Origin of the sequence: Chryseobacterium sp. WLY505 (assembly GCF_030846215.1) — a bacterium.
Lineage (GTDB): Bacteria > Bacteroidota > Bacteroidia > Flavobacteriales > Weeksellaceae > Chryseobacterium.
Genome location: NZ_JAVCWI010000001.1, coordinates 606,062 through 632,640 on the forward strand (window position 1 = coordinate 606,062; position 26,579 = coordinate 632,640).

Genomic DNA, 26,579 nt, shown 5'->3' on the forward strand with positions numbered 1-26,579 from the left:
CAACTAAAAATATCCGGATGAAAATAAGAACCCGACTTACGCTGCTTTTTACCTTAATCACTGCAATGCTTTTGGGGGTTTACAGCGTTTCGATCTATTATTCATCCAAAGAAGCCAGAGAGAAATCTTTTTATAGCGAACTTCAGAACGAAGCGATTGCTAAGGCTGATTTATTTTTCCGAAGCTCACTTCCCGAGCAGGAAATGCATAAGCTTTATAAAAATAACACCAGAACTCTTAATGAAGTACAGGTTGCCATTTATAATGTCCATAAACAACTGATTTATCATGATGATGCCAAGGTAGATTATGTAAAGGAAACTCCGGAAATGCTTGCTCAGATATTCCAAAAAAAGAAAATCAATTTCTTTTTAAATGATTTGCAGGTGATCGGGATGACCTACCATTATAAGGGAAAAACTTATGCAGTAACTGCAGCAGCTTATGATCAATACGGATATGATTATCTCACACACCTTCTTACCATCAGTATTATTTCATTTTTCATTATTTTAATATTAATTTATCTGGCTGGAATATTTCTTTCCAAAAAAGCATTGAGTCCGTTGAGTGAAATGGTCATTCAGATTAAAAAAATTACAGCCGGAAAACTGGAATTACGTCTGAAAACAACAAAGGAAAAAGATGAGTTGAATGAACTTGCTCAAAATTTCAATGGAATGCTGGAACGGCTTGAAAATTCTTTTGATTCGCAAAAACATTTTGTTTCCAATATATCCCACGAGCTGAGAACTCCTTTATCCGCTATCATTACCGAGTTGGAGCTGGCTTCAGAAAAAGATAAAACCAAAGAAGAATACAAGGAAACCATCCAATATGCATTGGAAGATGCCCGAAATATGGTAAAATTGTCGAATAGTTTAATGGATCTTGCCAAAGCAAGCTATGATCCCAATGAGATCAGTTTTTCGGAAGTACGTCTTGATGAAGTTCTTCTGGAATCTTACACTAAAATCACCAAAGAAAATTCAAGGTACAAAGTTTCTCTGAACATAGAAGATTCCTTAGAAGAGCATCAGCTTATCATTCAGGGAAATGAATATCTTCTTCAGGTGGCCTTCAACAATCTTATTGATAATGCCTGCAAATATTCACCGGAACATACTTGCCTGATTGATGTCAATACCAATTCAAAAATTCTTACAATCAATTTTACCAATACCGGAAATACTATTGATAAAGAAGATTTACAGCATATTTTCGAACCTTTTTACAGAAGCGAAACGTCCAGACAGGAAAAGGGCCACGGAATAGGATTATTTCTCACTGAGAAAATTATTCACCTTCACCATGCAAAAATCTCTGTGATATCAGAACAGAATAAAACTACTTTTACGGTAGAGTTTATTACCCAATAATGGATCAAAAGCTTCATTCAAATTTATTTGAATCTTAATGCTTCTTAAAACCTTAATTAACTTATGGTTTAAAATTTTCATCAATCATGAGAAAGAGATTTCTTATTGAAAACAGTCGTCCCTATACTCGCTGTAATCACGCAAGCGATAGAAATCCATTGCAAAAAAGATAATTCTTCAGCAAGAAAAACCAATCCGGAAAGTGCTGCAAATGCAGGTTCCAGGCTCATCAGAATACTGAAAGTCTTTGCAGGAAGTTTTTTCAAGGCCATCATTTCCAATGAAAAGGGTAAAGCACTCGAAAGAATAGCTACACCAAGTCCTTTCATGAAAATCGTCGGGGTAATATTAAAAACAGCTCCATCCCATATTGTAAAAGGAATAATCACAAGACTTGCAAAAATCATCCCTGTGGTAACCGCATCTTTTCCATCCATTATTTTGGAAACTTTTCCACCCATGATAATGTAAAGTGCCCAGAAAATCCCCGCCAGAAAGGCAAGTCCTAGTCCTAATAGATCTACATGATCACTTTTCCATGGAACAATCAACAGAATTCCAACACAAGCCAGCAATGCCCATATTACATCTAACAACTTTCGGGACAATGCCAAAGCGAGAAATAAAGGTCCGGCAAATTCCACCGTAACCGCCAATCCCAGCGGAATCCTTTGAATCGCCATATAGAAAATAAGATTCATTGCAGCCAATCCAACTCCATAGATCGCACAATATTTCCATTTCTGACGGTCGAATTGTAAAAATTTCGGGCGGTTAATCAACGTAAGCAAAACCGCAGAAAGTACAATTCTTAAAGTAACCGTACCAATAGCTCCGATAGCGGGAAAAAGCTGCTTTGCAATGGAAGCACCTCCCTGCACACAGATAATCGCTAAAAGCGTAGCTGGTATTGCTAAGTTTGATTTTTTCATTTCTAAAATATATAATTCAAAAGATATTGGAAAGAAGTCTCCGGGATTAAACAAGCTTTTATTTCATATGACAAATTGTAAAATTCATCATATAAAAATCAGCCCCCAAATGTATTGAAATTTTATCTCTTATCATGGGTACAGTTTACACATATTAATAGGATATAATACATACCTATTTCTTGCAGAATCTTCAAAAAAACAGAAAGGAATTTTCTCTAATGATTTTCTAATAACATTCTAAAGCTTTTCTAACGGTAAAAAAAACTAGTCAGTTTTACTTTTGCACAGTAAAAAATAAAGCATATGGACTCAGATCCCTACAGTAATTATCAATCTTAAAAGCTTTAGTTGTACTCACTTTTCCCGTACAGCTGAAAAGCTTTATAACAAAAGGAAAAGTTATGACTACATTAGAATTTACTCTTCGTCTCCTTACCGCATTTGCCCTTGGTGCCAGCATTGGTTTTGAAAGACAATGGCGCCAGAAAAGTGCTGGTCTCCGTACCAACACTTTGGTATGTCTTGGCTCTGCAGCATTCGTACTTCTTTCCATCAGAATCGGAGGGGATGCTACAGGGAGAATAGCCTCTTATATTGTAAGCGGAATTGGCTTTTTAGGAGGAGGCGTGATCATGAAAGACGGCCTCACCGTGAGAGGACTCAATACCGCAGCTACAATCTGGTGTTCTGCATCTGTAGGAGCTCTCAGTGCTATGGGATTTCCCGTGGAAGCAGCCATTACCAGCGGATTTATTATCCTCACCCATATCATCCTCCGACCTTTAGGCGTCAAGCTGGGGAACAATATCAACAGCAGAAACCATTATACAGAATATCTTCTCAGCATCAAATGCAAAAGTGAAGTGGAAAATCACGTCCGTGTACAACTTATGCAGTCTCTGGGCGGAAATGATAAAGTATTGCTAAAATCTCTTACCAGTGATGACAATGGTCTGCCTGAAAACGCCATCATTACAGCGGAAGTACATGCTTCTACTCCACAGGACAGTTTCATGGAAAAAACAGCCAGCAGACTGACAATTGAAGATAAAGTCATCAAAGTAAGCTGGGAAATTATAGGTACCGAAAACGATTTGTAACATTAAAAACAACCTTTGAAGCGATGTTAAAAAAATCTTCAAACAAAAATCTCAATTCTGCAGCTCTTGTAAAATTGAAAGAAGCTGCAGCCGAGAATGAAAAAATGGTGTATGCCCTGCTGGAAACCTCAGAAGAAGGACTCAGCGAAAACACTGTAAAAGACCGTCTGAAAATTTATGGCAAGAATGAAATTGCTACGCAAAAAGCACCCTCATGGGTAAAACAGTTTGCGCATTCATTCTTCAATCCATTTAATTATATCCTGGCCTGCATTGCCATCATTTCATTATTCATTGATGCTATTCTTGTCCCTGTGGGTGAAAAAGATTTCACTACCAGTATTATTATTTCGGTGATGCTGCTTTTCAGTACAGTTTTAAGATTCATTCAGGAATTCCGAAGCAACAAAGCGGCAGAAGCCTTAAAAAAGATGGTAAAAACAAGCTGTCTCACCAAAAGGAAATTCAATGAAAGCGAAGAAATAGAAATCACTGAAATTGTTCCCGGAGATATTATTATTCTGTCCGCAGGAGACATGGTTCCGGCTGATTGCAGAATTCTTAAAAGCAAAGATCTTTTCATCAGCGAATCCATTCTTACGGGAGAAGCCCTTCCGGTTGAGAAAAATGCATTTCCCATCAAAGATGCCCAATACCGTAATCCTTTCGGTCTTCAGAATATCTGTTTTATGGGTACGAATGTCGTGAGCGGATCAGCAACGGTTGTTGTAGCCAATACCGGTATTTTCACTTGTTTCGGAAGCATCAGCAGAAGTCTGGCTTCTAAAAGACCGGAGACTGCATTTGATATCGGAGTCAATAAAGTGAGCTATCTGCTGATCAGATTTATGCTGATCATGACTCCTATTATTTTCCTGATTAATGGACTGGTAAAAGGAGACTGGATGCAGGCTTTATTGTTCGCCATTGCTGTAGCTGTGGGATTGACTCCTGAAATGCTTCCTATGATTGTTACGGCTAATCTTGCCAAAGGAGCAGTCAATATGAGTAAAAAGAAAGTGATCGTTAAAAGACTCAATGCCATCCAGAATATCGGAGCTATGGATATCCTGTGTACGGATAAAACAGGAACCCTTACGTTGGACAAAATTCTACTGGAAACCCACCTCAACGTTCGAGGTATTGAAGACGATGAAGTATTGAAATGGGGCTACCTCAACAGTTTTCATCAAACCGGTCTCAAAAATCTCTTAGATCAGGCTGTTCTGGATCATGCCGAAGTTCACAATCTGATGAGGGCTGATGAATTGTATCAAAAAGTGGATGAGATTCCTTTTGACTTTGAAAGAAGAAGAATGTCCGTCATTCTGAACACCTCTAAAGGAAAACATCTCATGATCTGCAAAGGTGCCGTGGAAGAAATGCTTCCTTTATGTCAATATGCCTTAGATCCCGGAGAAGATCGTAGTCTGCATATTGAGAATGACAATAGTGTTCCGTTGGATGATCTTATGAAGCAGCAGATTATCAGAATGTCTGAAAAGCTCAATGCTGAAGGACTTCGTGTATTGCTAATTGCCATTCGTGAATTTGATGGTGATCACCCACTGAATTATTCTGTGGCCGATGAAACTCACCTTACGCTTACAGGATTCATGGGATTTCTCGACCCTGCCAAACCATCTGCAGAACCTAGCATCAAGGCCTTACACAAACTAGGAGTAGAAGTAAAAGTAGTGACCGGAGATAATGATATTGTCGCTAAAAAAATATGTCATGATGTAGGAATTCCTATCAACACCATTATGCTGGGGGATGAACTGGAGCACATGAGTGATGATGAGCTTCGTAAGGATATGGATCTCTACTCTGTTTTTGCAAAGGTAAGTCCATTACAAAAGTAGCGTATTGTAAAAATATTAAGATCAAAAGGTCACACCGTTGGTTTTATGGGAGACGGCATTAATGATGCTGCAGCTATAAAAGAAGCAGATGTGGGAATTTCCGTTGATACCGGAGCAGACATTGCCAAAGAAAGTGCGGATATCATCCTGTTGGAAAAAGATCTGATGGTCCTTCGAAGCGGAGTAATTTATGGAAGAAGAACTTTCGGGAATATCGTCAAGTATATAAAAATGACGGCCAGCAGCAACTTCGGAAATATGTTCAGCATGATTGGAGCCAGTGCATTACTTCCGTTTTTGCCTATGCTTCCGCTACAGATTTTAACCCAGAATTTGCTGTATGATGTATCACAGTCCTCCATTCCATGGGATACAATGGATAAAGAATTTCTGGAAAAACCAAAAAAATGGGATGCCGGAAGCATTAAAAAGTTCATGTTGTACATAGGTCCTTTGAGCTCCATCTTCGATTATGTGACTTTTGCAATTCTGTTTTTTATCTTCAAAGCCAATACACCGGAACAACAAGGTTTGTTTCAGACAGGATGGTTTGTGGAAGGATTATTATCCCAAACATTGATTGTTCACATTATCAGAACAAAAAAAATTCCATTTATCCAAAGCTGGGCAGCCACACCGGTAGTTGCATTAACAAGTTTAATCATGCTGATCGGAATTCTGATTCCTTTCACCCCAATGGCTATGTATCTCAAAATGCAGCCTTTACCTCTGAGTTATTTCCCTTATTTAATAGGAATTCTTACAGGATATTGTGTTTTAACCCAGTTTGTGAAACAATGGTTTATCAGAAAATTCGGGCAGTGGCTTTAATAAAAAAGTCATAGTTGACAGATCTATCAATAAAATAATGGTTATAAATAACTTATATGAAAAAAACAGTCTTAACAATGGTACTTTTGTCAATTGTTACCTCTTGTAAAAACCAAAAAAATGAAACTCCGCAGGATCAGGATCTTCTCTTAAAAAATGATCAGGTTACCGTTCCGGAAACCCATCCTGTTTTCAAAAAAATTAAAACACAGGTCGTTACTGAAGAGGAACACAGTGATGGTGTCGTTTCAGCAGGAACAATCCAGGCCATTCCCAATCATTATGCAGAAATTGCCAGTCCTTTTTCCGGAAGAATTACAAAATCTTTTATTCAGCTTGGACAAAATGTTTCGGCCGGAAGTCCCCTTTTTGAAATCCTTTCCTCAGATTATTTTTCGGTTCAAAAGGATTATACCGATGCACTGAACGATGTACAGCTTGCCGAAAAAAATTACAGACGCCAGCAGGATCTCGTAAAACACGGAGTGGGTATTCAGAAAGAACTGGACGAAGCAGAGACTGATTTTAAAAATAAAAAAACATCCCTCTCTAATGCTTCTTCTGCCTTGAAGGTTTATAACAGTAAGGGAGGAGGAATAGGAAGTCCTCTTGTGGTAAGAGCACCCATTAACGGAGAAATTATTTCCAACAAAATTGTCAACGGCCAATATCTGAAAGGAGATGCAGATCCGGTAATGATCATCGCAGAATTATCAAAAGTCTGGATTTCCGGTGATGTAAAAGAAAAAGATATCCGTTTTGTCAAAAAAGGAGATCAGGTTTCTGTAAAAGTAAGTGCCTATCCCGACAGGAATATTACCGGAAAAGTATACCACATCAATGAAATTGTAGACGAAGATACCCGAAGTATCAAAGTTCTTATTGAATGTGACAACCCGGACAGAAAGCTAAAGCCGGGCATGTACGCTACAGTCAACTTTTCAACAACTCCGGAAAAGACAGTGATGATTCCTGTAACCGCTTTGATGCAGCAGGATGATTCCCAGTATGTATGGGTAAAAACAGGTAAGAATCAATATGCAAAACGTCCCGTGACAACAGGAGAAACTGATCAGAAAACAGTAAGGATTATATCAGGATTAAAAACCGGAGAAACCATCATGACCGAAGGAGGAATTTATATGCTGGATGCGAAATAATGTAAATGAAAAACTATGAAGAAATTACTAACAATCTCTATACAGAAGAGATGGCTGATGCTTGCTCTCTTCCTTTTGCTGGGGTTCTTCGGATATTATTCCTGGACCAGACTATCCATTGAAGCCTATCCCGATATTGCCGATGTTACTTCCCAGGTGGTAACACAAGTTCCGGGTTTGGCTGCCGAAGAAGTAGAACAGCAAATTACCATTCCGTTGGAAAGATCTCTGAACGGACTTCCGGGAATGCATGTGATGCGAAGCAAAAGTACTTTCGGCCTTTCCATTATTACCATTGTTTTTGATGATGGCATAGACGATTACTGGGCACGACAGCGTATTCAGGAAAGGCTGACAGATGTGGAGCTTCCTTATGGTGCACAACCCGGATTAGATCCTCTCACCTCTCCTATCGGCGAAGTGTACCGTTATATTATCGAAAGTAATAACCATAGTCTGCGGGAACTTACGGATTTACAAAAATTTGTGATTATTCCCCGTATCAAACAGGTTTCAGGAATTGCTGATGTCACCAATTTCGGAGGAATTACCACTCAGTTTCAGATTGAGCTTGATCCGCATAAGCTTGAACAATACGGACTGTCTTTGTCAGAAGTTACAGAAACAATCTCCAAAAATAATGTGAGTGCCGGAGGAAGTATGCTTCCCCGTGGAAATCTTGCGTATGTAATCCGCGGAATAGGTTTGGTAAAAGACCTGGATGATCTTGGAAAAATTGTAGTCAAAACCCAGAATGGAGTTCCTGTTTTCCTGAATGATGTAGGAATATTGAAATACGGAAATCTGGAAAGGAAAGGAATTCTTGGCTATACCGACAGAAACCGCAATTATTCTGAAAGTGTAGAAGGAATCGTACTTTTATTAAGAGGCCAAAATCCTTCACAAGTATTAGAAGGGGTTCATGAAGCTATTGAAGAACTGAATAATGAAACACTTCCTCCCGGAGTAAAGATCCATCCTTTTCTGGACAGAACAGACCTTGTCAAAACAACGCTTACTACCGTTTCCCATACGCTTACCGAAGGAATTGTATTGGTTATTATTGTACTGATTGTATTTCTTGGAAGCTGGCGCGGAGCATTACTGGTGGCTATTACCATTCCGCTTTCTTTATTAATTGCTTTTATATTAATGCAGTTCACAGATATTCCCGCCAATCTGCTTTCATTGGGAGCTATTGATTTTGGAATTATTGTAGACGGAGCCATCGTCATGCTGGAAACCATTCTGAAGAAACGAGAAGAAAATTCTGAAGAGACATTGGAAGAAAAAACAATTACCCAAAGAGTGATTGAAGTGGCCAAGCCTATTTTCTTTTCCACTATTATTATCATTACGGCTTATCTGCCTCTGTTCGCATTTGAAAGAGTAGAGAAAAAATTATTCACTCCCATGGCTTTTACTGTAGGATATGCATTATTAGGAGCACTTGCTGTAGCATTGCTTCTGATCCCCGGGTTCGCTTATGTGATCTATCGTAAACCACAGAAAATCTATCACAATAAATGGCTGGAAAAGCTAAGCACAGCCTATGGAAAAAGTATTGAAAAAATAATGCAGACTCCTAAAAAAGTGATCATTCCTATTATGATTGTATTAGTTTCCGCCGGAATTCTCTCCTATCACGTAGGAAAAGATTTTCTTCCCGAACTGGATGAAGGTTCTATATGGCTTCAGGTACAGCTGCCTCCCGGAATTTCTTTAGCCAAATCAAAAGAAATGAGTGATACTTTACGTGCCCGTACCTTAAAACATCCTGAAATTACTTATATGATGGTTCAGGCAGGACGTAACGATGACGGTACCGACCCTTGGACGGCTTCCCACTTTGAAGTTTCTGTCGGAATAAAACCTTATAGCGAATGGCCTGCAGGAAAAACAAAAGCAGACCTCATCAAAGAACTCGCCGCTGATTATAAAGATATGCCGGGATTCACTGTAGGTTTTTCACAGCCTATGATTGATGGAGTGATGGATAAAATCTCCGGAGCCCACAGCGAACTGGTCGTAAAAGTATATGGTGAAGACTTTAAAGAAACAAGACGAATTGCAGATAATGTATTGTCTACTTTAAATAAAATTCCGGGTTCGGCAGACCTTGCCATTGATCAGGAACCGCCATTGCCTCAATTACAGATTATTGCCAACAGAGATAAAATCGCTCAGTATGGTTTGAATGTAGCTGATGTAGCCGACCTTATTGAAGTCGCATTAGGAGGAAAAGCCATTTCCCAGATCTTTATCGGCAATAAGGTCTATGATATTTCATGCCGTTATACAGAAGACAGCCGAGACACACCTGACAAAATCGGAAACCTGATGCTGACCTCAGCTTCAGGAGCAAAAATCCCTTTATCACAGGTCGCAGAAGTGAAATTAAGTACCGGAGAAAGCACCATTACCCGAGAAATGAATAAACGACATCTTACGGTAAAGCTGAATCTTAGAGGTACTGATCTTTCTTCCTTCCTGAAAAATGCACAGGATAAAATTGAAAAAGATATCAAATATGATCACGAGAAATACCAGATCAAATGGGGTGGACAGTTTGAAAATCAAAACAGAGCCTATTCCAGACTGGCATTTATCGTTCCATTGGCATTAGCCATTATGTTCCTGTTATTGTATGGTGCATTTGGAGATTTCAGACAGGCTTTGGTTCTGATGTCTATTGTTCCACTGGCATTATTTGGCGGAATGCTGGCACTCAACATAAGGGGTATGTCTCTGAATGTTTCTTCTGCAGTAGGATTCATCGCACTCTTCGGAGTTGCCATCCAGAACGGAGTCATTATGATTTCTCATATCAATGATCTGCGTAAAAAAGGATATGAACTGAAACAGGCAGCCATCAAAGGGGCAAAAGACCGTTTCAGACCCGTACTGATGACCGCAACGGTTGCTGTAATCGGGCTTTTCCCGGCATCATTGGCCACAGGAATCGGTTCTGATGTACAACGTCCACTGGCAACTGTAATCGTCTATGGATTGATGTTCTCTACTATTTTAACCCTATTCGTGCTGCCGGCTATTTATTTTATGGCTGAACGCCGAAGCGAAAAACAAAATTTGGAATCAGATGAAAATTAAAGTTCAACTTATCATATTATCTGTAGTATTATTGAGTATTACAGGAATAAAGGCACAGGAAAAAGAGCTCTTACCATTTGAAGAATACCTGAGTCTTGTGGGAAATAAGAATCTTGGCTACGCTTCGCAGAAATATAACGTAAGTATGGCCGAAGCGGCTATCCAAACTGCTAATATGTTTCCTGACCCTCAACTGGAAATGGAAACCACCAATAACGGAGTGAATCAGAATATGGGGTATGTCTATGGAGCCTCCATCGGCTGGACACTTGAACTGGGTGGAAAAAGAAAAGCTCGTGTTAATCTGGCCAAAAACCAATCTGAACTAAGCAAAATACAGTTGCAGGATTTTTTCAGGAATCTCCGTGCAGATGCCAGTTTAGGATATATTGATGCTTTAAAATCCAAAGCTTTGCTTGAAGTACAGCAGGATTCTTATCAAAATATGCAGCAACTCGCAAAATCCGACAGTATCCGTTACAAATTAGGAACGATAACGTTAGTCACTTCCAAACAGAGTAAACTGGAAGCCGCTTCTTTGCTTAATGAGGTATATCAGGCAGAAAGTGCAGCACAACAGGCGATCACCGGTTTGTCAATATTCCTGGGAGACGGCAAAATAACGGGAAGAGCTGTTGCCGGAGATTTTAATACCTTCAACAGAGATTTCAGCATTGATGATCTGATTCTTCAGGCATTGAATGAAAGAGCAGATCTATTGGCAGCCAAACAAAATACGGAAGTTGCCAAAAGCCAGATCAATCTTGAAAAAGCCAACCGGGTCATAGATCTTGGCATCAGCGCCGGAGCAGAACGTCATACCGAGGCTACTAACGAAATTGCTCCTTCCCCCACTGTAAATGCTGTAAAAATGGGTATTAGTATTCCTTTAAAATTTTCTAACAGGAGAAATGCCGGGTTGAAAATAGCAGAAATGGCTCATTCGCAGGCTGAAGTTGAATACAAACAGATTGAGCAAGGTATAAAAGCTGAAGTAATGCAGGCCTATCAACAATATACAGCCACTCAGAAACAGCTCAAACAATTCCATAACGGAATGCTTTCAGAAGCACAAAATATCTTAGAAGGGATTACCTACAGCTACAAAAGAGGAGAAAGCTCTATCCTTGAAGTTTTGAATGCCCAGAGAACCTATAATAATGTTCGAAAAGATTACTATCAGGCTCTTGCAGACAATGCAGCTGCTTTGATTGAGCTTGAACGGAAAGCCGGGATCTGGGATATTCGTTTTTAACTGGAAGATGAAAAGCTGGAGGACGGAGGTTTCTGGAGATCGATGGATAGATGAAAATCATTTTATTAGTCTGGTGACTATATACAATTTTACACCATTGTCATTCTGACGAAGGATAAATCCCATGTAAATCTTAGATTCTTCATTTCACTACGTTACATTCAGAATGACAGAGGGTAGCAGTATTAATGTAAAATTGTATATAAATATCAATAATTTTTAAAACTCAAAAAATTATCAAATCTCAATCAGTAATTCTAAAAACACAAATATTACTTCTAGCTTCATTATTCAAGCCTCCAGCATAAAAAAAGCCCTGAAATCAAATAGATTTCAGGGCTTTTTTTATCTCTTATACTGTGATTCATAAATTTTAATCCAATCGTCTGCAGTCATTTTTTTACTGAGTTCTGCAATCAGCTCAAAAGGAATATCTTCTGCTTTTTTGAAACGTACACAGGATTTTCCCATATCCAGTTTCTTTTTGGAGTGCTTAGGATATTCTGCCACAAACCAGTCGAGAAGTTCCGGTGTTGAATACAGTCCCATATGATACAGTGCTATAAAATTCTTCTGGGAAGCGAGATTGATGAATGGCAGCGGTGTCCCGGGCGCGCAGTGGTATCCTGCAGGAAATGTTGCCAAAGGAACTACCCAACCAATCATCCCGTAATTGGTGGCTTCTTCAAAACCTTTCGGGAGATTATTGTTCACGGTATCAAAAAGCTTTTTAAAAGGTTCCTGTCTTTCTTCAGGAATTTTTGAGATATAATCTTCTATAGAAACTGATTGAATCTGCATTTTTTATTTTTTTCTAAAATACAATTATTTTAGAAAATTATCACAAAAAAGCAGCCACACGAATGCGACTGCCTACAGAAATTATTAACTCAAAAAATATTATTTCTTAATGGCTTTTACTGTTGATTTTGAACCATCTTTAAAGTTCATCGTTACTAAGTATAAACCGTTATTTAATTCACCTAACTGAAGTTCATTAGTTGGATTGTCAATAGTTTTCACTACTCTTCCTGCCACATCTGTAACCGTTATAGTTTTAACACCTTTTATATCACTAATATGAAAAACATCTTTAAAAGGATTCGGGTAAATATCTCTTGTTTTAAGACCATTTGCTTCAGCGGTACTAAGCTGCGTATTTTCGTTTACTGAAAAAGCAAAAATATTAGGATAGCCGGAGCCACTTGCTTTGGTTATCATCACACTTTGTATTGGTTTTGCCTGGTTGGCTGCATCTATTGCCAATGCATTTTGATACAATCTTGGATCCGAAGTACTGGATTCTAAACCATCTGAAGTTCTTTTAATCCTTCCAATTCCCTTGATGGCAAAATTGGATCCTCCATACCAGTCAGAAAGACTTATATTGGAAAATACCTGGCTACTTCCATCCGTAAAATTAACTGTTACATTCACTTTAGATGTTCCACTACCGCTGGTAGAAAGCATATACAATGTAAAAGCAGCTTTAGGAGTTGTAAACGTAAGAGTTCCGCTATCATTGGCAGCAGCCAGTCTTAATGAATTATTCGCATTTAAGTTTCCTAAAACATAACTAAGTCCCGGAGTTGTTGTAACTACAGAGTTGATAATGCCATCAACAGGAATACCGTACGTAATAGCTGGGCTTGTGGGTGTCAACTGAAAATCTTTAGCTACAAAAGCGTAAGAAACTCCATCTACATCATTGCTTGTACTCATCATGGAAGAACCCATCCCGTTAGCGATGACATCGGTTGTAAAGCCTGAAGAAACCGGCATGGTTTGATAATTCTGAGCCTGCATTACAGCGGTAGAGAATACAGCAAGACATGAAAGCTTTTCTAAAAATAGTTTTTTTTTCATAGTGAGAGGTTTTTGTGTTTATATAGTCCAAAAGTAAAAAACCACTAATAAAAAAACTATTTCACAAAACAATAAATAACATATCGACTTAAATTGTAAAAAATAGCTGAAAAAAAACTAAAATTATTAACATTCAAAAAACATGTAATGAATATTATTTACTTATTCTCAATAATAAATCTCTAAAGAAAGAAATAATTTACCTCTTAAAAATCGGAATATTAAAAAAAAAGTAAGTTAAACTAATCACAAAAAAGGCAGCTACACGAATGCAACTGCCTACAGAAATTATTAACTCAAAAAATTTTATTTTTTAATGGCTTTTACTGTTGATTTTGAACCATCTTTAAAGTTCATCGTTACTAAGTATAAACCGGTATTTAATTCACCTAACTGAAGTTCATTAGTTGGATTGTCAATAGTTTTCACTACTCTTCCTGCTACATCCGTAACTATTACAGATTTAACATCTTTGATGTCTGCAATATGAAGCACATCTTTGAAAGGATTAGGATATACACTCACTTCTTTTTTCTTCAAATTCGTTTCAGCAGTTGATAAAGAAGTAGCTACTTCAAATGTAAAATCAATAAATTCTCCTCTTGAAATAGCAGTACAAGGGTTTGAAGGTGCTGTACTGTTATAATCAGTCACCACTCTCATTCTATAAGTTCCCAGAGGTGTTCCTGCAGGTACAGTGATAGATCCCGAAGTACTTGTAATATAAGTGTTGGTAACAAACATTCTCTCTGAAGCTTCAAAAGTCAAATTATTATTCCAGTCTACCCAAACCCCGATTCCGCATGTAGGACCGCCGGCAGTAAAAGATACTGAAGTACTGGATCCCGGAGCATTGATTATTTTGTTATTGCTTGTAGTTAAGTTTTGATACCCGCCTGCAACACTTGAACCTGACGAATAAGCCATGTCGACAAGTCCTCCTGTAGAACTGAAATCAGAAAGCCATGAATTCTGAGAAGTGGATGAAGGCAGACAATACCCTGTTCTGAATGCAATAACTTCACTCCAGATACTTTTGTCGCTGGCACTGCATACAGATCTTACCCATGCATAATAGTTCGTATCAGCAGATAATGAACTCAATGGCGCAGAAATAGTAGTAGAAGTTACAGAATTGGTAGCATTCAATACCGTTGTAGCATCAGGAGCTGTATTGGTTGTGCTGTAATATACTTCGTATCCGTTTGCAGGAACTGAAGCTGGTGCTGTCCAACCGATTGTTGCTGAGTTCATTGTTACGTTTGATGACGTAAGTGCCGTTGGTTCAAGGCAGGAAGGAATTTCCTGAACGGTAATATTATCAATATAAATAGAACGTGAAGAACCTCCTAAACCATGTTTAAATGCTAACTGCAAATCGGTACCTGCAGGAATATTAACCGTATATTGGCTGTGCGTGGTTGTTAAAGCAATAGGAGCTCCAATTTGTGTAAAAGAATTGGGATCAGCAGGATTTGATAGGGTTCCCACTAACAATGTATAATTGCTTCCCCCCGCTTTTGCATAAAATCTTACACGCTTCGTACCATCTGAAAGGTTGATCGTAGGAGGTGCAACCAACATTTGACTGCCTGTAGTTCCACTTGAGTTATTCATATAGTAAGAATTAGGTGCTGAATAACTATTGGAGGCTGCTACATAGCCGTAACCTGCAAATGATGCACTTTCCAGATATGCCCAGCAGCTTGGAGCATTGGTATTGGATGAGGAACCTGTACTTGTTGTATCAAAATTCTCTGTATATGGAACCGTGAAAGTGGAACAAGCCGTTTTAAATGTTCCTGCAAAAGACCATACACTTTGGCTCGTTGCAGTATTACAGTTGGATTTTACCCAATAATAATAGGTAGTATTTGAATTAAGACCGCCTATCGTTGTGCTTGTTCCTGCTACTCCGGGATAAGTAGGAGTTACGGAATTTGATGGTATTGTATTTGAGGTACTGTGGTATACATCATAACTGGCAGCACTACCTGTCCATGAAACTAAAGCAGAATTAGCTGTAATTCCTGAAACTGCCTGCAATACCGGCGGAGCACAGTCTGAATATACATCTGCTGAAAAAGCAAAAATATTAGGTAAACCTGAACCACTAGCTTTGGTAACGGTTACACTTTGAATTGGTTTTGCCTGATTGGCAGCATCTATTGCCAGCTCAATCTGATATAACCTTGGGTTCGTTCCCCCCTCAGGAGAAGGAACATCATCACCAGCACCTGGAGTAGCCCCGGGTTTTTTAATTCTTCCTATTCCCTGAATAGCAAAGTTAGATCCTCCATACCAATCCGCAAGACTGATATTTGAAAACGTCTGCGAACTCCCATCTGTAAAATTTACCACTGCACTTACCGTAGAAGTACCACTTCCACTCACAGCAAGCATATACAGTTTAGTAACAGGTTTGGGTGTTGTAAATGCCAGAGTCCCGACATCATTTATAGCAGCTAATCGTAAAGAATTATTTGCATTTAAACTTGCCAGCTGAAAACTTAATCCCGGAGTGGCTCCCACTACAGAATTGATAACCCCGTCAACAGGAATACCATACGTAATGGCGGCACTTGTGGAAGTTAGCTGGAAATCTTTAGCTACAAAAGCGTAAGAAACACCATCTACATCATTGTTTGTTGAAACTGTTGAGGAACCTATTCCATTAGCAATTACGTCTGCCGTATACCCTGAAGAAACCGGCATTGTCTGAAAATTTTGAGCCATCATTACACTGGCCGAGAATAGAGCAGCGGCAGGCACCACTCTAGAAAATAAATTTATTACCATTTTAATCACATTTGTGGCGAAATTTAGGAAAAATAACAATACAAAATTATTATTTTTAATAAAAAATCAACATTTATTTAAAATAGATAGAATATCAACATCAAAAACCATTAAAATAAGCAGATTCTAAAGAGAATATAAAAAAGGAGTGAACTTCTTCTTAATTGGCTCTTAATTTTATTATTGAGAAATTAAATCCTATTTTTGTCATACAAATTTTTTGAACAATGCCGAATATTTCAAACAGAGCACTGCATATGCCGCCATCGCCGGTAAGAAAACTGGTTCCCTTTGCGTTACAAGCAAAACAAAAAGGAATAAAAGTATATCACCTTAATATCGGACAGCCTGATATTGAAACTCCGGAAACAGCTTTAAATGCTTTAAAAAACATCGATTTAAAAGTATTGGAATATGCGCTTTCTGAAGGGAATATTGAATACAGAAAAGCCCTTACAGAGTACTACCATTCTTTAGGCTTCTCCGATCTTACTCCTGATAACTTTATTGTTACCAACGGAGGTTCTGAAGCCCTGAACTTTGCCATTTCTACTTTATGCGACGAAGGGGATGAAGTGATTATTCCTGAACCTTATTATGCCAATTACAACGGGTTCACCAGCACATTTGATGTGAATGTAGTAGCGGTTCCTTCTACAATTGATACAGGTTTTGCTTTGCCACCTGTTGAAGAATTCGAGAAAAAAATTACAGAAAAAACAAGAGCAATTATTATCTGTAACCCTGGAAACCCTACCGGATATCTTTATACCCGTGAGGAACTTCAGAAACTGGCAGAAATTGCGTTGAAATATGATATCGTAATCATTTCTGATGAAGTATACAGAGAGTACGTTTATGATGGAAAGCAACAGATCTCAATGCTTGATTTCCCTGAATTGTCTGAAAACTGTATTATCATTGACTCAGAATCCAAGCGTTACTCTATGTGCGGCGTAAGAATCGGATGTATGGTGACACGTTCCAACAAGATCCGTAATGCGGCGATGCTTTTTGCACAGGCAAGATTAAGCCCGGTTCTTTTAGGACAGATTGCAGCAACAGCAGCACACCAGAATGACGGTCCTTACATCAGAGCCGTAAGAGAAGAATATACCCACAGAAGAAATGTATTGGTAGATCTTTTAAACGCTATTCCTGGAGTAATCTGCCCTAAGCCGAGAGGAGCTTTCTACTGTGTTGCAGAACTTCCGGTAGACGATACTGAAAAATTTGCTCAGTGGCTGCTTGAGAAATATTCTCTGAATAACGAAACCATCATGGTGGCGCCTGCAGGAGGATTCTACAGCGATCCTGAATTAGGTAAAAAGCAGGTAAGAATTGCTTACGTTCTGAAAGAAGAAGATTTAAAAAGAAGTGCTGAAATTCTTAAAGAAGCTTTAAAGAAGTACAGAGAAGAATTCAGTCTGTAAAATACATCTTATGCCGACAACAAAAAAACTCCATCTGAAAATCCTGTTTTCGATTCTTTTGCTGTCGGCATTTTTTTCCTGTGACTCCAAAAAGAAAGAACAGTCGGCTTCCCCTAAAAATCCACACGAAATAACCTTCATCAGTGTATCTGATGTTGAAGGAAATCTCGGAAACTACAGGATTATTAAAGCTACGAAAGATTCTGTTTTTGCAGAAAAAGGAATGACAGCCAATAAAACCCATAAGGCATGGGCATCTGCCATCAATCCGGAAATATGGAAAAAGCTGGTATCATCCGTCAATATTACAGATCTTGACCATATCAAAAGCTCTCCCAGCCAACAGTCTGTAGACGGAATAGATGAAACCTTCCAGATCAGGACTCCCAAAAAATCACATATCTATGTGAATGCTTATGCAGATACCATACATTACAAACAGCTCCAACAACTTAAAGAACAACTAGACAAGATTCTTCCCAAAGAATATAAATAAAACATGCAGGAAAATTTTTCATTACAACCTTATAACACATTCGGTGTTGAAGCCAAAGCCAAATATTTTACTGAAGTCAATACCATTGATGAGTTAAAAGAGGCACTTACTTTCGCGGAAAAACAATCTCTTCAGCTTCTTTTTTTAGGAGGCGGAAGTAACATTCTTCTTACCAAAAATTTTGAAGGACTTGCAATTAAACTCAATTTAAAAGGAATTTCTGAAGAGAGCATTAATGATAATGAAGTATGGGTAACTGCAAAAGCTGGGGAAAACTGGCATGAATTTGTGATGTTCTGCCTGCAAAAAAATTATGGTGGCCTTGAAAATCTTTCTTTAATTCCCGGAAATGTAGGAACTTCTCCTATGCAGAATATAGGAGCTTATGGAACAGAGATCAAAGATATTTTTGTAAGCTGTAAGGTTTTGGATTTAGAAAATCTTGAATTGAAAACTTTCAATCTTGAACAATGCAGATTCGGATACAGGGATTCTATTTTCAAACAGGAAGGAAAAGGCAGATATGTTATTCTGGAAGTTACTTTTAAGCTTACTCAAAAAAATCACCATATCAAGACAGAATATGGAGCTATCAAATCTGAACTGGAAAATCTTGGCATTAAAAATCCTACCATTCAGGATGTATCCAAAGCTGTAATCAATATAAGACAAAGCAAATTACCAAATCCTAAAGAAATCGGAAATGCCGGAAGTTTTTTCAAGAACCCTACTATTCCTTTGGCTCAGTTTGAAGCATTAAAACAACAGTTTGAAAATATTCAGGGTTATCCGAATGGAGAGATGGTAAAAGTCCCTGCCGGATGGCTGATTGAGCAATGTGGATGGAAAGGAAAGCAGATCGGAAATGTAGCTTCACACAAACTGCAGTCTCTGGTAATTATCAATGCTACAGGAAACGCTACAGGGAAAGAAATTTTTGATTTTTCTACAGAGATCATCAATTCCGTGAAAGAAAAGTTTGGGATAGAGCTTGAACGGGAAGTGAATATTATTTAATTTTAAAATATAGAAAGGCTGATTCATATGAATTCAGTCTTTTTTATTTCTTATTATTTGTAAGTGTTAGATAAACGCAAAGTCGCAAGGATTTTATCTGTGATAAAATTTAATGCTGTTCGATCTTTGTGCTACAAAAGGATTAACCTTATCTTATTTAATTCTCACCCTTGCTGAAAATCTCCGATTTTCTCGCGTCTTAAAACGGCATATTATTTAAAACCTTGCGTCTTTGCGTTTTCCAACAATAATATGGTTTTTATTTTATCTGTGATAAAATTAAGTAATGTATATTTTTTAATAATATAATTTCTCACAGATTTCGCAGATGACGCAGATGTTTAGGAAAATAACTTTATTCAAATTTTGCTTAAAATCTCCGATTTTATCGCGACTTAAAAACGGCATAGTATTCAAAACCTTTGCGCCTTTGCGCTTACCCAACAAAAATTAATTCAGAATCAATTCATATCTAGTCTCCGGAAAATCATTATTTTAGCTTAAAAATTACAATTTGTGATGAAAATAGCTATTCTTGGTGCCGGAAATATGGGGCTTTCTTTTTCAAAATCATTTCTGAAGTACGAACTGATCAAACCTGAACATCTCCATCTTATTATAAGAAGTCAGGAAAAAATCACCAAAATAGCTGAAGAATTTCCCAAATCTAAAATTTCCACTTTTGAAGAAGTAAAAGATATTGATGCTGATCTGATTATTATCGCTGTAAAACCTCAGGATTTTCAAACCGTTGCCCAAAACATTCAATTTACTTTCAAAGAAAACCAGATGATTTTATCCATCATGGCGGGGATTAATATTGAAAAAATCCAGAAATTACTGAATCATCCGCTTGTGGTAAGAGCAATGCCTAACTCTCCTACCCTTCTGGGAATGGGAATCACAGGATATACTGCGGCCAAAGGAATTTCTTTCAGTCAGTTAATCAATATTGAAAGATTATTGAACAGCACAGGAAGATCGGTTTATCTGGAGAACGAAGAACTCCTGGATGGTGTCACCGCCCTTTCAGGAAGTGGGCCAGCTTATTTCTATTATATCATCGATGCTATGATTAAAGCAGGTATTGAAATGGGAATTGAAGAAAATCTTTCCAAACTTTTTGTAAAACAGACCATGCTGGGCGCTTATCATCTGATCAATAATTCAGAAAAGAATCTTGAAGAACTGATTAAAGACGTTGCATCCAAAGGCGGAACTACTGAAGCTGCTTTAAAAACATTTGAAGAAAACAGTTTTAAAGAAATTCTGAAACAGGGAATTCTGAACGCCGAAAAGCGTGCAAAGGAACTTAATCGTTAAATCTTTTTTCAATCAATCCGCAAATCTTCCATCCCAGATACACCCCAAAAGTATTCAGGATGATATCGTCTACCTCAAATATTCCCATCCTGGTAAAATATTGAAGTGCTTCTACAATAACGATACATGAGATAAAGCCAAATAATAACGGTTTCAGCTTTCTCAGTTCGGGAATGACCCAACCCAAAAATCCAAAAGGAATAAACATCATGATATTCCCTAAAACAATCCTCACAATATCTATCGTCTTAGTAGGCCCCTGAATAAATTTTATGGTAGAAAAGACAGGCTCTACCGTGATGAGATTTTCGTCATATTGAAATCTGCCCATTCCTAAGAACATCAGATAGAGCAAAAACAGAGTATACGGAACAATAATGATTTTATAAATTTTCTTTAACATCGAACTGCTAATATATTCATTTCAAAAACATTAAATTTGTGTATTAAAATAATTTAATGAAATACGTTCTACTTACACTTATTTCAGCAATGCTGCTGTCGGTTTCATGGCCAACTTATGGAGTTCCGTTTTTTATATTTTTCGCTCTTGTTCCTCTTTTGATGATGGAGCATGGAATTTCAAAATTTTCAGATTATAAAAGGAAAAGCTGGGTGGTCTTCGGATTATCCTACTTATGTTTTGTGATCTGGAACGTAGTCACTACAGGATGGCTGTATGGTTCCAAAAACCCTGACGGAAGCCACTCTCTGATGGCTGTTTTATTTCCGGTACTGGTTAATTCTTTTTTATATTCTCTGGTATTCCAATGTTATCACTGGTACAAAAATGCTCAGGGAACGTATTGGGGATTAGGATTTTTGATTGCCATCTGGATGAGTTTTGAAAAATTTCATTTAGGATGGGAGCTTACCTGGCCGTGGCTGAACCTTGGGAATGTATTTTCAGATTACCCAAAACTGATCCAATGGTATGACACTTTAGGAGCAACCGGAGGAAGCTTTTGGATTCTACTGATTAACGTACTTATTTTTTACACAGTAAGAACATGGGAAGCCGGAAGAAAGAGAAAAGATTTGATCAAAAATTCGGCTATTATTGGAGTCTTAATTGCTTTGCCAATGATTATTTCAGTAATCAAATACAATAATTTTGATGAAAAACCAATCGGACAGGTTAATGTTCTGATGCTGCAACCGGATCTTGATCCTTATGCTGAAAAGTATTCAAAAGACAGTCTGACCATAGAACAGGATTTACTAGCTCTTGCTGAAAAAAACTCAACAGGTAAAATAGATTACTATATTGCCCCGGAAACTGCTTTACCGGGAAGAGGATCTATTTCTGAAACAGCTTTTGAAAAGAGTTTACTTCTCAATAATATCAAAGGATTTTTGTCCAGTCACCCAGGATCTGTTTTTGCAACAGGAATTTCTTCACACCGATTCTTTTATAATCCTTCCGACTTACCTAAAGAAGCGTATCAGATTAATAGCGGTGTTTGGGTGAGCAGCTACAACACCGCCATTCAATTGGTACCTCATCAGAAAGTACAGGCTTACCACAAAGGAAAATTGGTGCCAGGTGTTGAAATATTCCCTTATATGAATGTTTTAAAACCATTGCTTGGAGATGCTATGCTGAATCTGGGAGGAACAGTAGCTTCTTTGGGAACGGATAAAGAAAGAGTTGCCTTTTCAAATCCTTACAATAAAGGAAAACTGGCCCCTATCATTTGCTATGAAAGTATCTATGGTGAATTTGTAACAGACTATGTAAAAAAAGGAGCTAACTTCTTAGGTATTATGACCAATGACTCCTGGTGGGGCGTTACAGAAGGGCACAAACAACTTTTATCTTATGCTAAACTGAGAGCTATTGAAACCAGAAGAGAAATTGCACGTGCTGCCAACAGCGGAATTTCTGCACATATCAATGCTAAAGGAGAGATAACGGCCGACACTTTCTATGGTGACCAGACGGCTTTATTTGCAAAAGTAAACCTCTATGACACTATGACATTTTATACCAGAGCAGGTGACCTTCTTTCAAGGTTTTCCATATTTGCGCTAGGGTTTTTATTATTTTATTATCTGATTGAATGGTTTAAAAAGAAAACAAAGAAAGCTTAGTTTTTAAACACTAATTGCACAAATTTACGCATGAATTACACAAGATCTGCGTAATCTGCAAGATTTGCGAGCCTTATATTTTCTCGCAGATTTACAGATTACGCAGATTTTTATTTTATGAAGTTTTACTTTGCTTTAAATACGTAAAATATTCAGACTAAAAAAGAGAAAAGCCAGCTGGACGCCTGGCTTTTCTCATTAATAGAAGATAGAATTGATTCAATTACTTAATCGTAAGTTTTCTGGTGGTTATTTCGTTTTTTATCTTCAGTTTTAATAAATAGACTCCTTTAGGCAAATGAGAAACATCAATAGACTGATCCTCATTCACACTGATATTCAGTTTCCTCCCCTCCATCGAATACATTTCAGCTTCCGAAATTTTTTCTCCTTTGATATATACTTTATCTGATGTTGGATTTGGATAGATAACAAGTTGCTTTTCAGATTTGATCTCAGCCGTTCCCAACGCACCCTGTGTGGAAGCATCAGAATATACTTTTGAAGCATCAATAGATTTCACACTCCAGTATACATTTTGAATGGAAGGATCAAGTTCAAGAAACCATGATGGTGTTGTTACTACATATTTTGCAATATCATGGGCTCCCTGTGTAGATCCTACGGTAATTTCATAACGCAAAGCATTCACCGGAGTTTTATCATCCGATGCCCCACTCCAGGTAAAATTAAAACGGTTTCCGTTTTTAGTCAGATTCAATTGAGTGGGTGCTGTAGGTTTTGCATTCGCTGCTGTAGAATTATTCTTAAATACTTTAGTCAGGGAAGGAAGATCAGAAGCAGCCCAATCAAATCCACCCAATAAAATATCCGGATGATGATCATTATTAAAATCAAAAAGCTGTACCAGCCCCGGACCTCCAAGGGCAGTAACCCCCGTTACCGTTCCTTCACTGAATGTATGATTGGAAACATTATAGATATAGGTTTTCACAACAGCGTTGTAATTTTCATTCCCTGAAATAATAAAATCGTAATAGCCGTCATTATTCAAATCTCCAACACTCAGTGCCACATCTGAAATATCGTTTACAGCAATTGTCTGAGGAGTTAATGTCCCGGTACCATCGTTCATTAAAACAGCAAAATAAGGTTCATCATTTGGATCGCTTCCAATCACTACAATATCCTGAAAACCATCTGCATTAAAGTCTGCAAAATCTATTTTTCCCACTGCTACAGGCGCAAGATCCTGTGTAGGAGTCAAAACCCCGGCCTGGTTCATGTACACTTTGGATACTGCATCTCCATTGATATCTGATCCGACAATCACAAGATCCAGCAGGTTGTCATTATTAAGGTCTACTACTTTAAAACTTCCGCTCTGAGTTCCATCTACCCAATTTTCTGTAAGGTCAAAACCGGCACCCGTATTTTTGTAATAATCCAGACTATTTCCAAAACCTCCTCCGTGAGCGTATTGAGTTCCATTAATGGCATAATCCGGTTTCCCGTCATGGTTAAAATCAAAAACTTCAAGAGATCCGTAAATTTTACCCGGCAATTCTGCTTCTTTTACAAATCCGGAACCTGTATTTTTGAATCGGTATTGTTTATAATTAACAACATCCATATAGCTGAGTCCTGTAGAAATAATATCCATCAGACCGTCGTTATTATAATCTATGAACTTAATATCTCCAAGATGGGTCACATCTGCTCCCAACCCTGCAAACGGCAATAAAGTTGTCCCATTATTCTGATACACTTCATTATACGTACTGTCTACATTTCCGTCCCCGTCAGAGTCTATCGCTCCGTTGAACACAATATCCAGTGTACCATTGTTGTCTATATCTGCGATATCAGCTGCAGAATAATAAAAATTATTCATACTGGTCTGCACCTCAGTAAAGTTCTGAGCCATTAGACTAACTGGTACCATAGATAATAAAATATAGATCCTCTTCATAGTTGTTTTTATTTAGATTAATTAAAAACAAAGATAAGTTATTAAATTCTCCGGGTAAAAAAAAGGCTGTATGAAATATATCAGCACCGATTATCTGCTGTATCCCAAGGGTTCTGCTATTTTAAAAATTCAATATTATTAATCAGCCACTTATTTACAAATATTTTCCAAAAGATTTGTCTATCTAAAAAATTCTTCGTTATTTTGCACTCTCAAATATTATACAAATAAGAACATCGAGATATGTCAAGAATTTGCCAAATAACAGGAAAGCGTGCAATGGTTGGTAACAACGTTTCTCACGCTAATAACAAAACGAAGCGTCGTTTTGAAATTAACTTATTAGAGAAGAAGTTTTACCTTCCGGAGCAAGATAAGCACGTTACACTGAAAGTATCAGCTCATGGATTGAGAGTGATTAACAAGATTGGAATCGAGGAAGCTATTGAAAGAGCTACTAGAAACGGATTGATTAAAAAGAATTAATAAATCATGGCAAAAAAAGGAAATAGAGTTCAAGTAATCCTTGAATGTACAGAGCACAAAGAAAGTGGTATGCCAGGAATGTCTAGATACATTTCTACAAAAAATAAAAAGAACACTACAGAGAGATTGGAATTGAAAAAATACAATCCTGTTCTTAAGAGATCTACCCTTCACAAAGAAATTAAGTAATTTATAAATAATAACTTACCATGGCAAAGAAAGTAGTAGCAACCCTACAAAGCGGTCAGTCTAAGAAGATGACTAAAGTGGTGAAAATGGTTAAGTCTTCTAAATCAGGAGCTTACGTTTTCGAAGAAAAAGTAATGAATGCTGACGAAGTAGACGGTTATTTAAAAAAATAATCAGTACTTTGTTTACAATATAAAAAAACTACTCATTTTTTTGAGTAGTTTTTTTATTATATTCGTTTCATAAAAAAACACATTATGAAGCAATTCTTTATTTTATTTTCCGCGATATTATTTATCGGATCTCCCTGTCATTCCCAAACAATTCACGGGAAAAGCAGTTCTCAGGCGAATGTAAAAATTATTATTCTGGGAAATGTACAGGATGCCGGCTCCCCACAGATCGGATGCCGTAAAGAATGTTGTATGGATCTCTGGAAACATCCCCGGCAGGACAGGAAAGTATCTTCTTTGGGAGTCATCGACAACGAACTGCAGAAAAATTATATCTTCGATGCCACCCCGGATTTCACTCAGCAACTGCAATTATTGATGGAGCATTCAGCAGATCCAAAGAAAGCCGTACCTGATGGTATCTTTATCACCCATGCACATATCGGACATTATACAGGTCTTATGTTCTTGGGAAAAGAAGGTATGAATTCCAAAGCTGTTCCTGTATATACCATGCCACGGCTTAAAAAGTTCTTTGAAACCAGTGGGCCATGGTCTCAGCTGGTCCGTTTGCAGAATATTATTCCCTATGAGATACAGAATGAAACACCAATAGAGGTGAACTCTCATTTAGAAGTTACTCCTATACAGGTTCCCCACCGTGATGAATATTCGGAAACAGTGGGTTTCATTATTAAAGGACCTCATAAAAAAGCGTTATTCATTCCGGATATAGATAAATGGAATAAGTGGAAATACAGTATTACAGATCTGATAAAAACAGTAGATTATGCATTTCTGGATGGTACATTCTATGATTCGGAAGAAATAGGATACAGAAATATTGACGATATTCCACACCCGTTTGTAGTGGAGAGTATGGAATTGTTTAAAAACCTGTCACCTGAATATAAAAAAAGAATTTTCTTTATCCATTTTAATCATACCAATAAAATTTTAAATCCGGATAGCAGACAGAGTAAACAGGTTATTGAAAAAGGATTTAATATCGCACGTCTGGGAGACGAATTTGAATTATAATGGCAATCAGTTTATCTATCAGGCCGTAATAAAAACTCCTCATGCTGAATATCAGTAAATAAAAATAATAAGACTTTGTTTACATATAAAAAA

General features: G+C 37.6%; 22 protein-coding genes. 16 read left to right on the forward strand and 6 right to left on the reverse strand.

What is annotated here, in order from left to right; translation table 11 throughout:
* Positions 1-17: 17 nt before the first annotated feature.
* Complete coding sequence (locus RAH34_RS02810) at positions 18-1,379, forward strand: ATP-binding protein (RefSeq protein WP_306595076.1); 1,362 nt, start codon at positions 18-20, stop codon at positions 1,377-1,379.
* Between the two features lie 80 nt (positions 1,380-1,459).
* Here the strand turns inward: RAH34_RS02810 and RAH34_RS02815 are convergent, their stop codons facing one another.
* Positions 1,460-2,311 carry a DMT family transporter gene (locus tag RAH34_RS02815; RefSeq protein ID WP_114820449.1) on the reverse strand — a complete coding sequence of 284 codons (852 nt, stop codon included), beginning with the start codon at positions 2,309-2,311 and terminating at the stop codon, positions 1,460-1,462.
* Positions 2,312-2,715: 404 nt separating this feature from the next.
* Between RAH34_RS02815 and RAH34_RS02820 the strand changes: the two genes are divergently transcribed.
* From RAH34_RS02820 to RAH34_RS02845, 6 genes are read left to right on the forward strand one after another with little or no spacing between them, the layout of a single operon-like run.
* Entirely contained in the window at positions 2,716-3,414 is a 699-nt protein-coding gene (locus RAH34_RS02820) for an MgtC/SapB family protein (protein WP_306595077.1), read from the forward strand.
* A 23-nt stretch (positions 3,415-3,437) separates the two neighbouring features.
* On the forward strand, positions 3,438-5,279 hold the full coding sequence (gene mgtA, locus RAH34_RS02825; protein ID WP_306595078.1) for a magnesium-translocating P-type ATPase: 1,842 nt from the start codon (positions 3,438-3,440) through the stop codon (positions 5,277-5,279).
* A 12-nt stretch (positions 5,280-5,291) separates the two neighbouring features.
* Positions 5,292-6,110: an HAD-IC family P-type ATPase gene (locus tag RAH34_RS02830; RefSeq protein ID WP_306595417.1), complete on the forward strand. Its 819-nt coding sequence runs from the start codon at positions 5,292-5,294 to the stop codon at positions 6,108-6,110.
* A 56-nt stretch (positions 6,111-6,166) separates the two neighbouring features.
* Complete coding sequence (locus tag RAH34_RS02835; protein WP_306595079.1) at positions 6,167-7,270, forward strand: efflux RND transporter periplasmic adaptor subunit; 1,104 nt, start codon at positions 6,167-6,169, stop codon at positions 7,268-7,270.
* 15 nt (positions 7,271-7,285) lie between these two features.
* Positions 7,286-10,381 (forward strand): efflux RND transporter permease subunit, encoded by a 3,096-nt coding sequence (locus RAH34_RS02840; RefSeq protein ID WP_306595080.1) that lies wholly within the window; start codon positions 7,286-7,288, stop codon positions 10,379-10,381.
* Positions 10,371-11,636, forward strand: a complete 1,266-nt coding sequence (locus RAH34_RS02845) for a TolC family protein (RefSeq protein ID WP_306595081.1) — start codon at positions 10,371-10,373, stop codon at positions 11,634-11,636. Before RAH34_RS02840 ends, RAH34_RS02845 begins: the two co-directional genes overlap by 11 nt.
* A gap of 345 nt (positions 11,637-11,981) precedes the next feature.
* Here the strand turns inward: RAH34_RS02845 and RAH34_RS02850 are convergent, their stop codons facing one another.
* The 3 genes from RAH34_RS02850 to RAH34_RS02860 form a co-directional block, all read right to left on the reverse strand.
* The gene (locus RAH34_RS02850) at positions 11,982-12,437 is read right to left on the reverse strand and encodes a DUF1801 domain-containing protein (protein WP_306595082.1); all 456 of its coding nucleotides are present in this window, start codon (positions 12,435-12,437) and stop codon (positions 11,982-11,984) included.
* 99 nt (positions 12,438-12,536) lie between these two features.
* Positions 12,537-13,502, reverse strand: a complete 966-nt coding sequence (locus tag RAH34_RS02855) for a T9SS type A sorting domain-containing protein (protein WP_306595083.1) — start codon at positions 13,500-13,502, stop codon at positions 12,537-12,539.
* 306 nt (positions 13,503-13,808) lie between these two features.
* Entirely contained in the window at positions 13,809-16,301 is a 2,493-nt protein-coding gene (locus RAH34_RS02860) for a GEVED domain-containing protein (RefSeq protein WP_306595084.1), read from the reverse strand.
* A 227-nt stretch (positions 16,302-16,528) separates the two neighbouring features.
* Between RAH34_RS02860 and RAH34_RS02865 the strand changes: the two genes are divergently transcribed.
* The 4 genes from RAH34_RS02865 to proC all read left to right on the forward strand — a co-directional run bounded on the left by RAH34_RS02865 (position 16,529) and on the right by proC (position 20,570).
* Entirely contained in the window at positions 16,529-17,734 is a 1,206-nt protein-coding gene (locus RAH34_RS02865) for a pyridoxal phosphate-dependent aminotransferase (RefSeq protein ID WP_306595085.1), read from the forward strand.
* 10 nt (positions 17,735-17,744) lie between these two features.
* Entirely contained in the window at positions 17,745-18,230 is a 486-nt protein-coding gene (locus tag RAH34_RS02870; RefSeq protein ID WP_306595086.1) for a hypothetical protein, read from the forward strand.
* Between the two features lie 3 nt (positions 18,231-18,233).
* Entirely contained in the window at positions 18,234-19,247 is a 1,014-nt protein-coding gene (gene murB, locus RAH34_RS02875; protein ID WP_306595087.1) for a UDP-N-acetylmuramate dehydrogenase, read from the forward strand.
* Positions 19,248-19,766: 519 nt separating this feature from the next.
* Positions 19,767-20,570, forward strand: coding sequence for a pyrroline-5-carboxylate reductase (gene proC, locus RAH34_RS02880; protein ID WP_306595088.1), 804 nt, complete (start codon positions 19,767-19,769; stop codon positions 20,568-20,570).
* Here the strand turns inward: proC and RAH34_RS02885 are convergent.
* Complete coding sequence (locus RAH34_RS02885; protein WP_306595089.1) at positions 20,560-20,973, reverse strand: VanZ family protein; 414 nt, start codon at positions 20,971-20,973, stop codon at positions 20,560-20,562. The two genes, proC and RAH34_RS02885, sit on opposite strands and share 11 nt — an antisense overlap.
* Before the next feature lie 56 nt (positions 20,974-21,029).
* On the opposite strand from RAH34_RS02885, the gene lnt reads away from it, so the two are divergent.
* The gene (lnt, locus tag RAH34_RS02890; RefSeq protein WP_306595090.1) at positions 21,030-22,664 is read left to right on the forward strand and encodes an apolipoprotein N-acyltransferase; all 1,635 of its coding nucleotides are present in this window, start codon (positions 21,030-21,032) and stop codon (positions 22,662-22,664) included.
* Positions 22,665-22,887: 223 nt separating this feature from the next.
* Here the strand turns inward: lnt and RAH34_RS02895 are convergent, their stop codons facing one another.
* Complete coding sequence (locus RAH34_RS02895; protein WP_306595091.1) at positions 22,888-24,597, reverse strand: T9SS type A sorting domain-containing protein; 1,710 nt, start codon at positions 24,595-24,597, stop codon at positions 22,888-22,890.
* 243 nt (positions 24,598-24,840) lie between these two features.
* On the opposite strand from RAH34_RS02895, the gene rpmB reads away from it, so the two are divergent.
* The 4 genes from rpmB (at position 24,841) to RAH34_RS02915 (ending at position 26,486) form a co-directional block, all read left to right on the forward strand.
* Complete coding sequence (rpmB, locus tag RAH34_RS02900; RefSeq protein WP_002976757.1) at positions 24,841-25,083, forward strand: 50S ribosomal protein L28; 243 nt, start codon at positions 24,841-24,843, stop codon at positions 25,081-25,083.
* 6 nt (positions 25,084-25,089) lie between these two features.
* Positions 25,090-25,272, forward strand: coding sequence for a 50S ribosomal protein L33 (rpmG, locus tag RAH34_RS02905; RefSeq protein WP_027373683.1), 183 nt, complete (start codon positions 25,090-25,092; stop codon positions 25,270-25,272).
* 20 nt (positions 25,273-25,292) lie between these two features.
* Complete coding sequence (locus RAH34_RS02910; protein WP_002976755.1) at positions 25,293-25,445, forward strand: DUF4295 domain-containing protein; 153 nt, start codon at positions 25,293-25,295, stop codon at positions 25,443-25,445.
* An 84-nt stretch (positions 25,446-25,529) separates the two neighbouring features.
* A complete protein-coding gene (locus tag RAH34_RS02915) occupies positions 25,530-26,486 on the forward strand; it encodes an MBL fold metallo-hydrolase (RefSeq protein WP_306595092.1) in 957 nt (318 codons plus the stop codon).
* Positions 26,487-26,579: the final 93 nt, after the last annotated feature.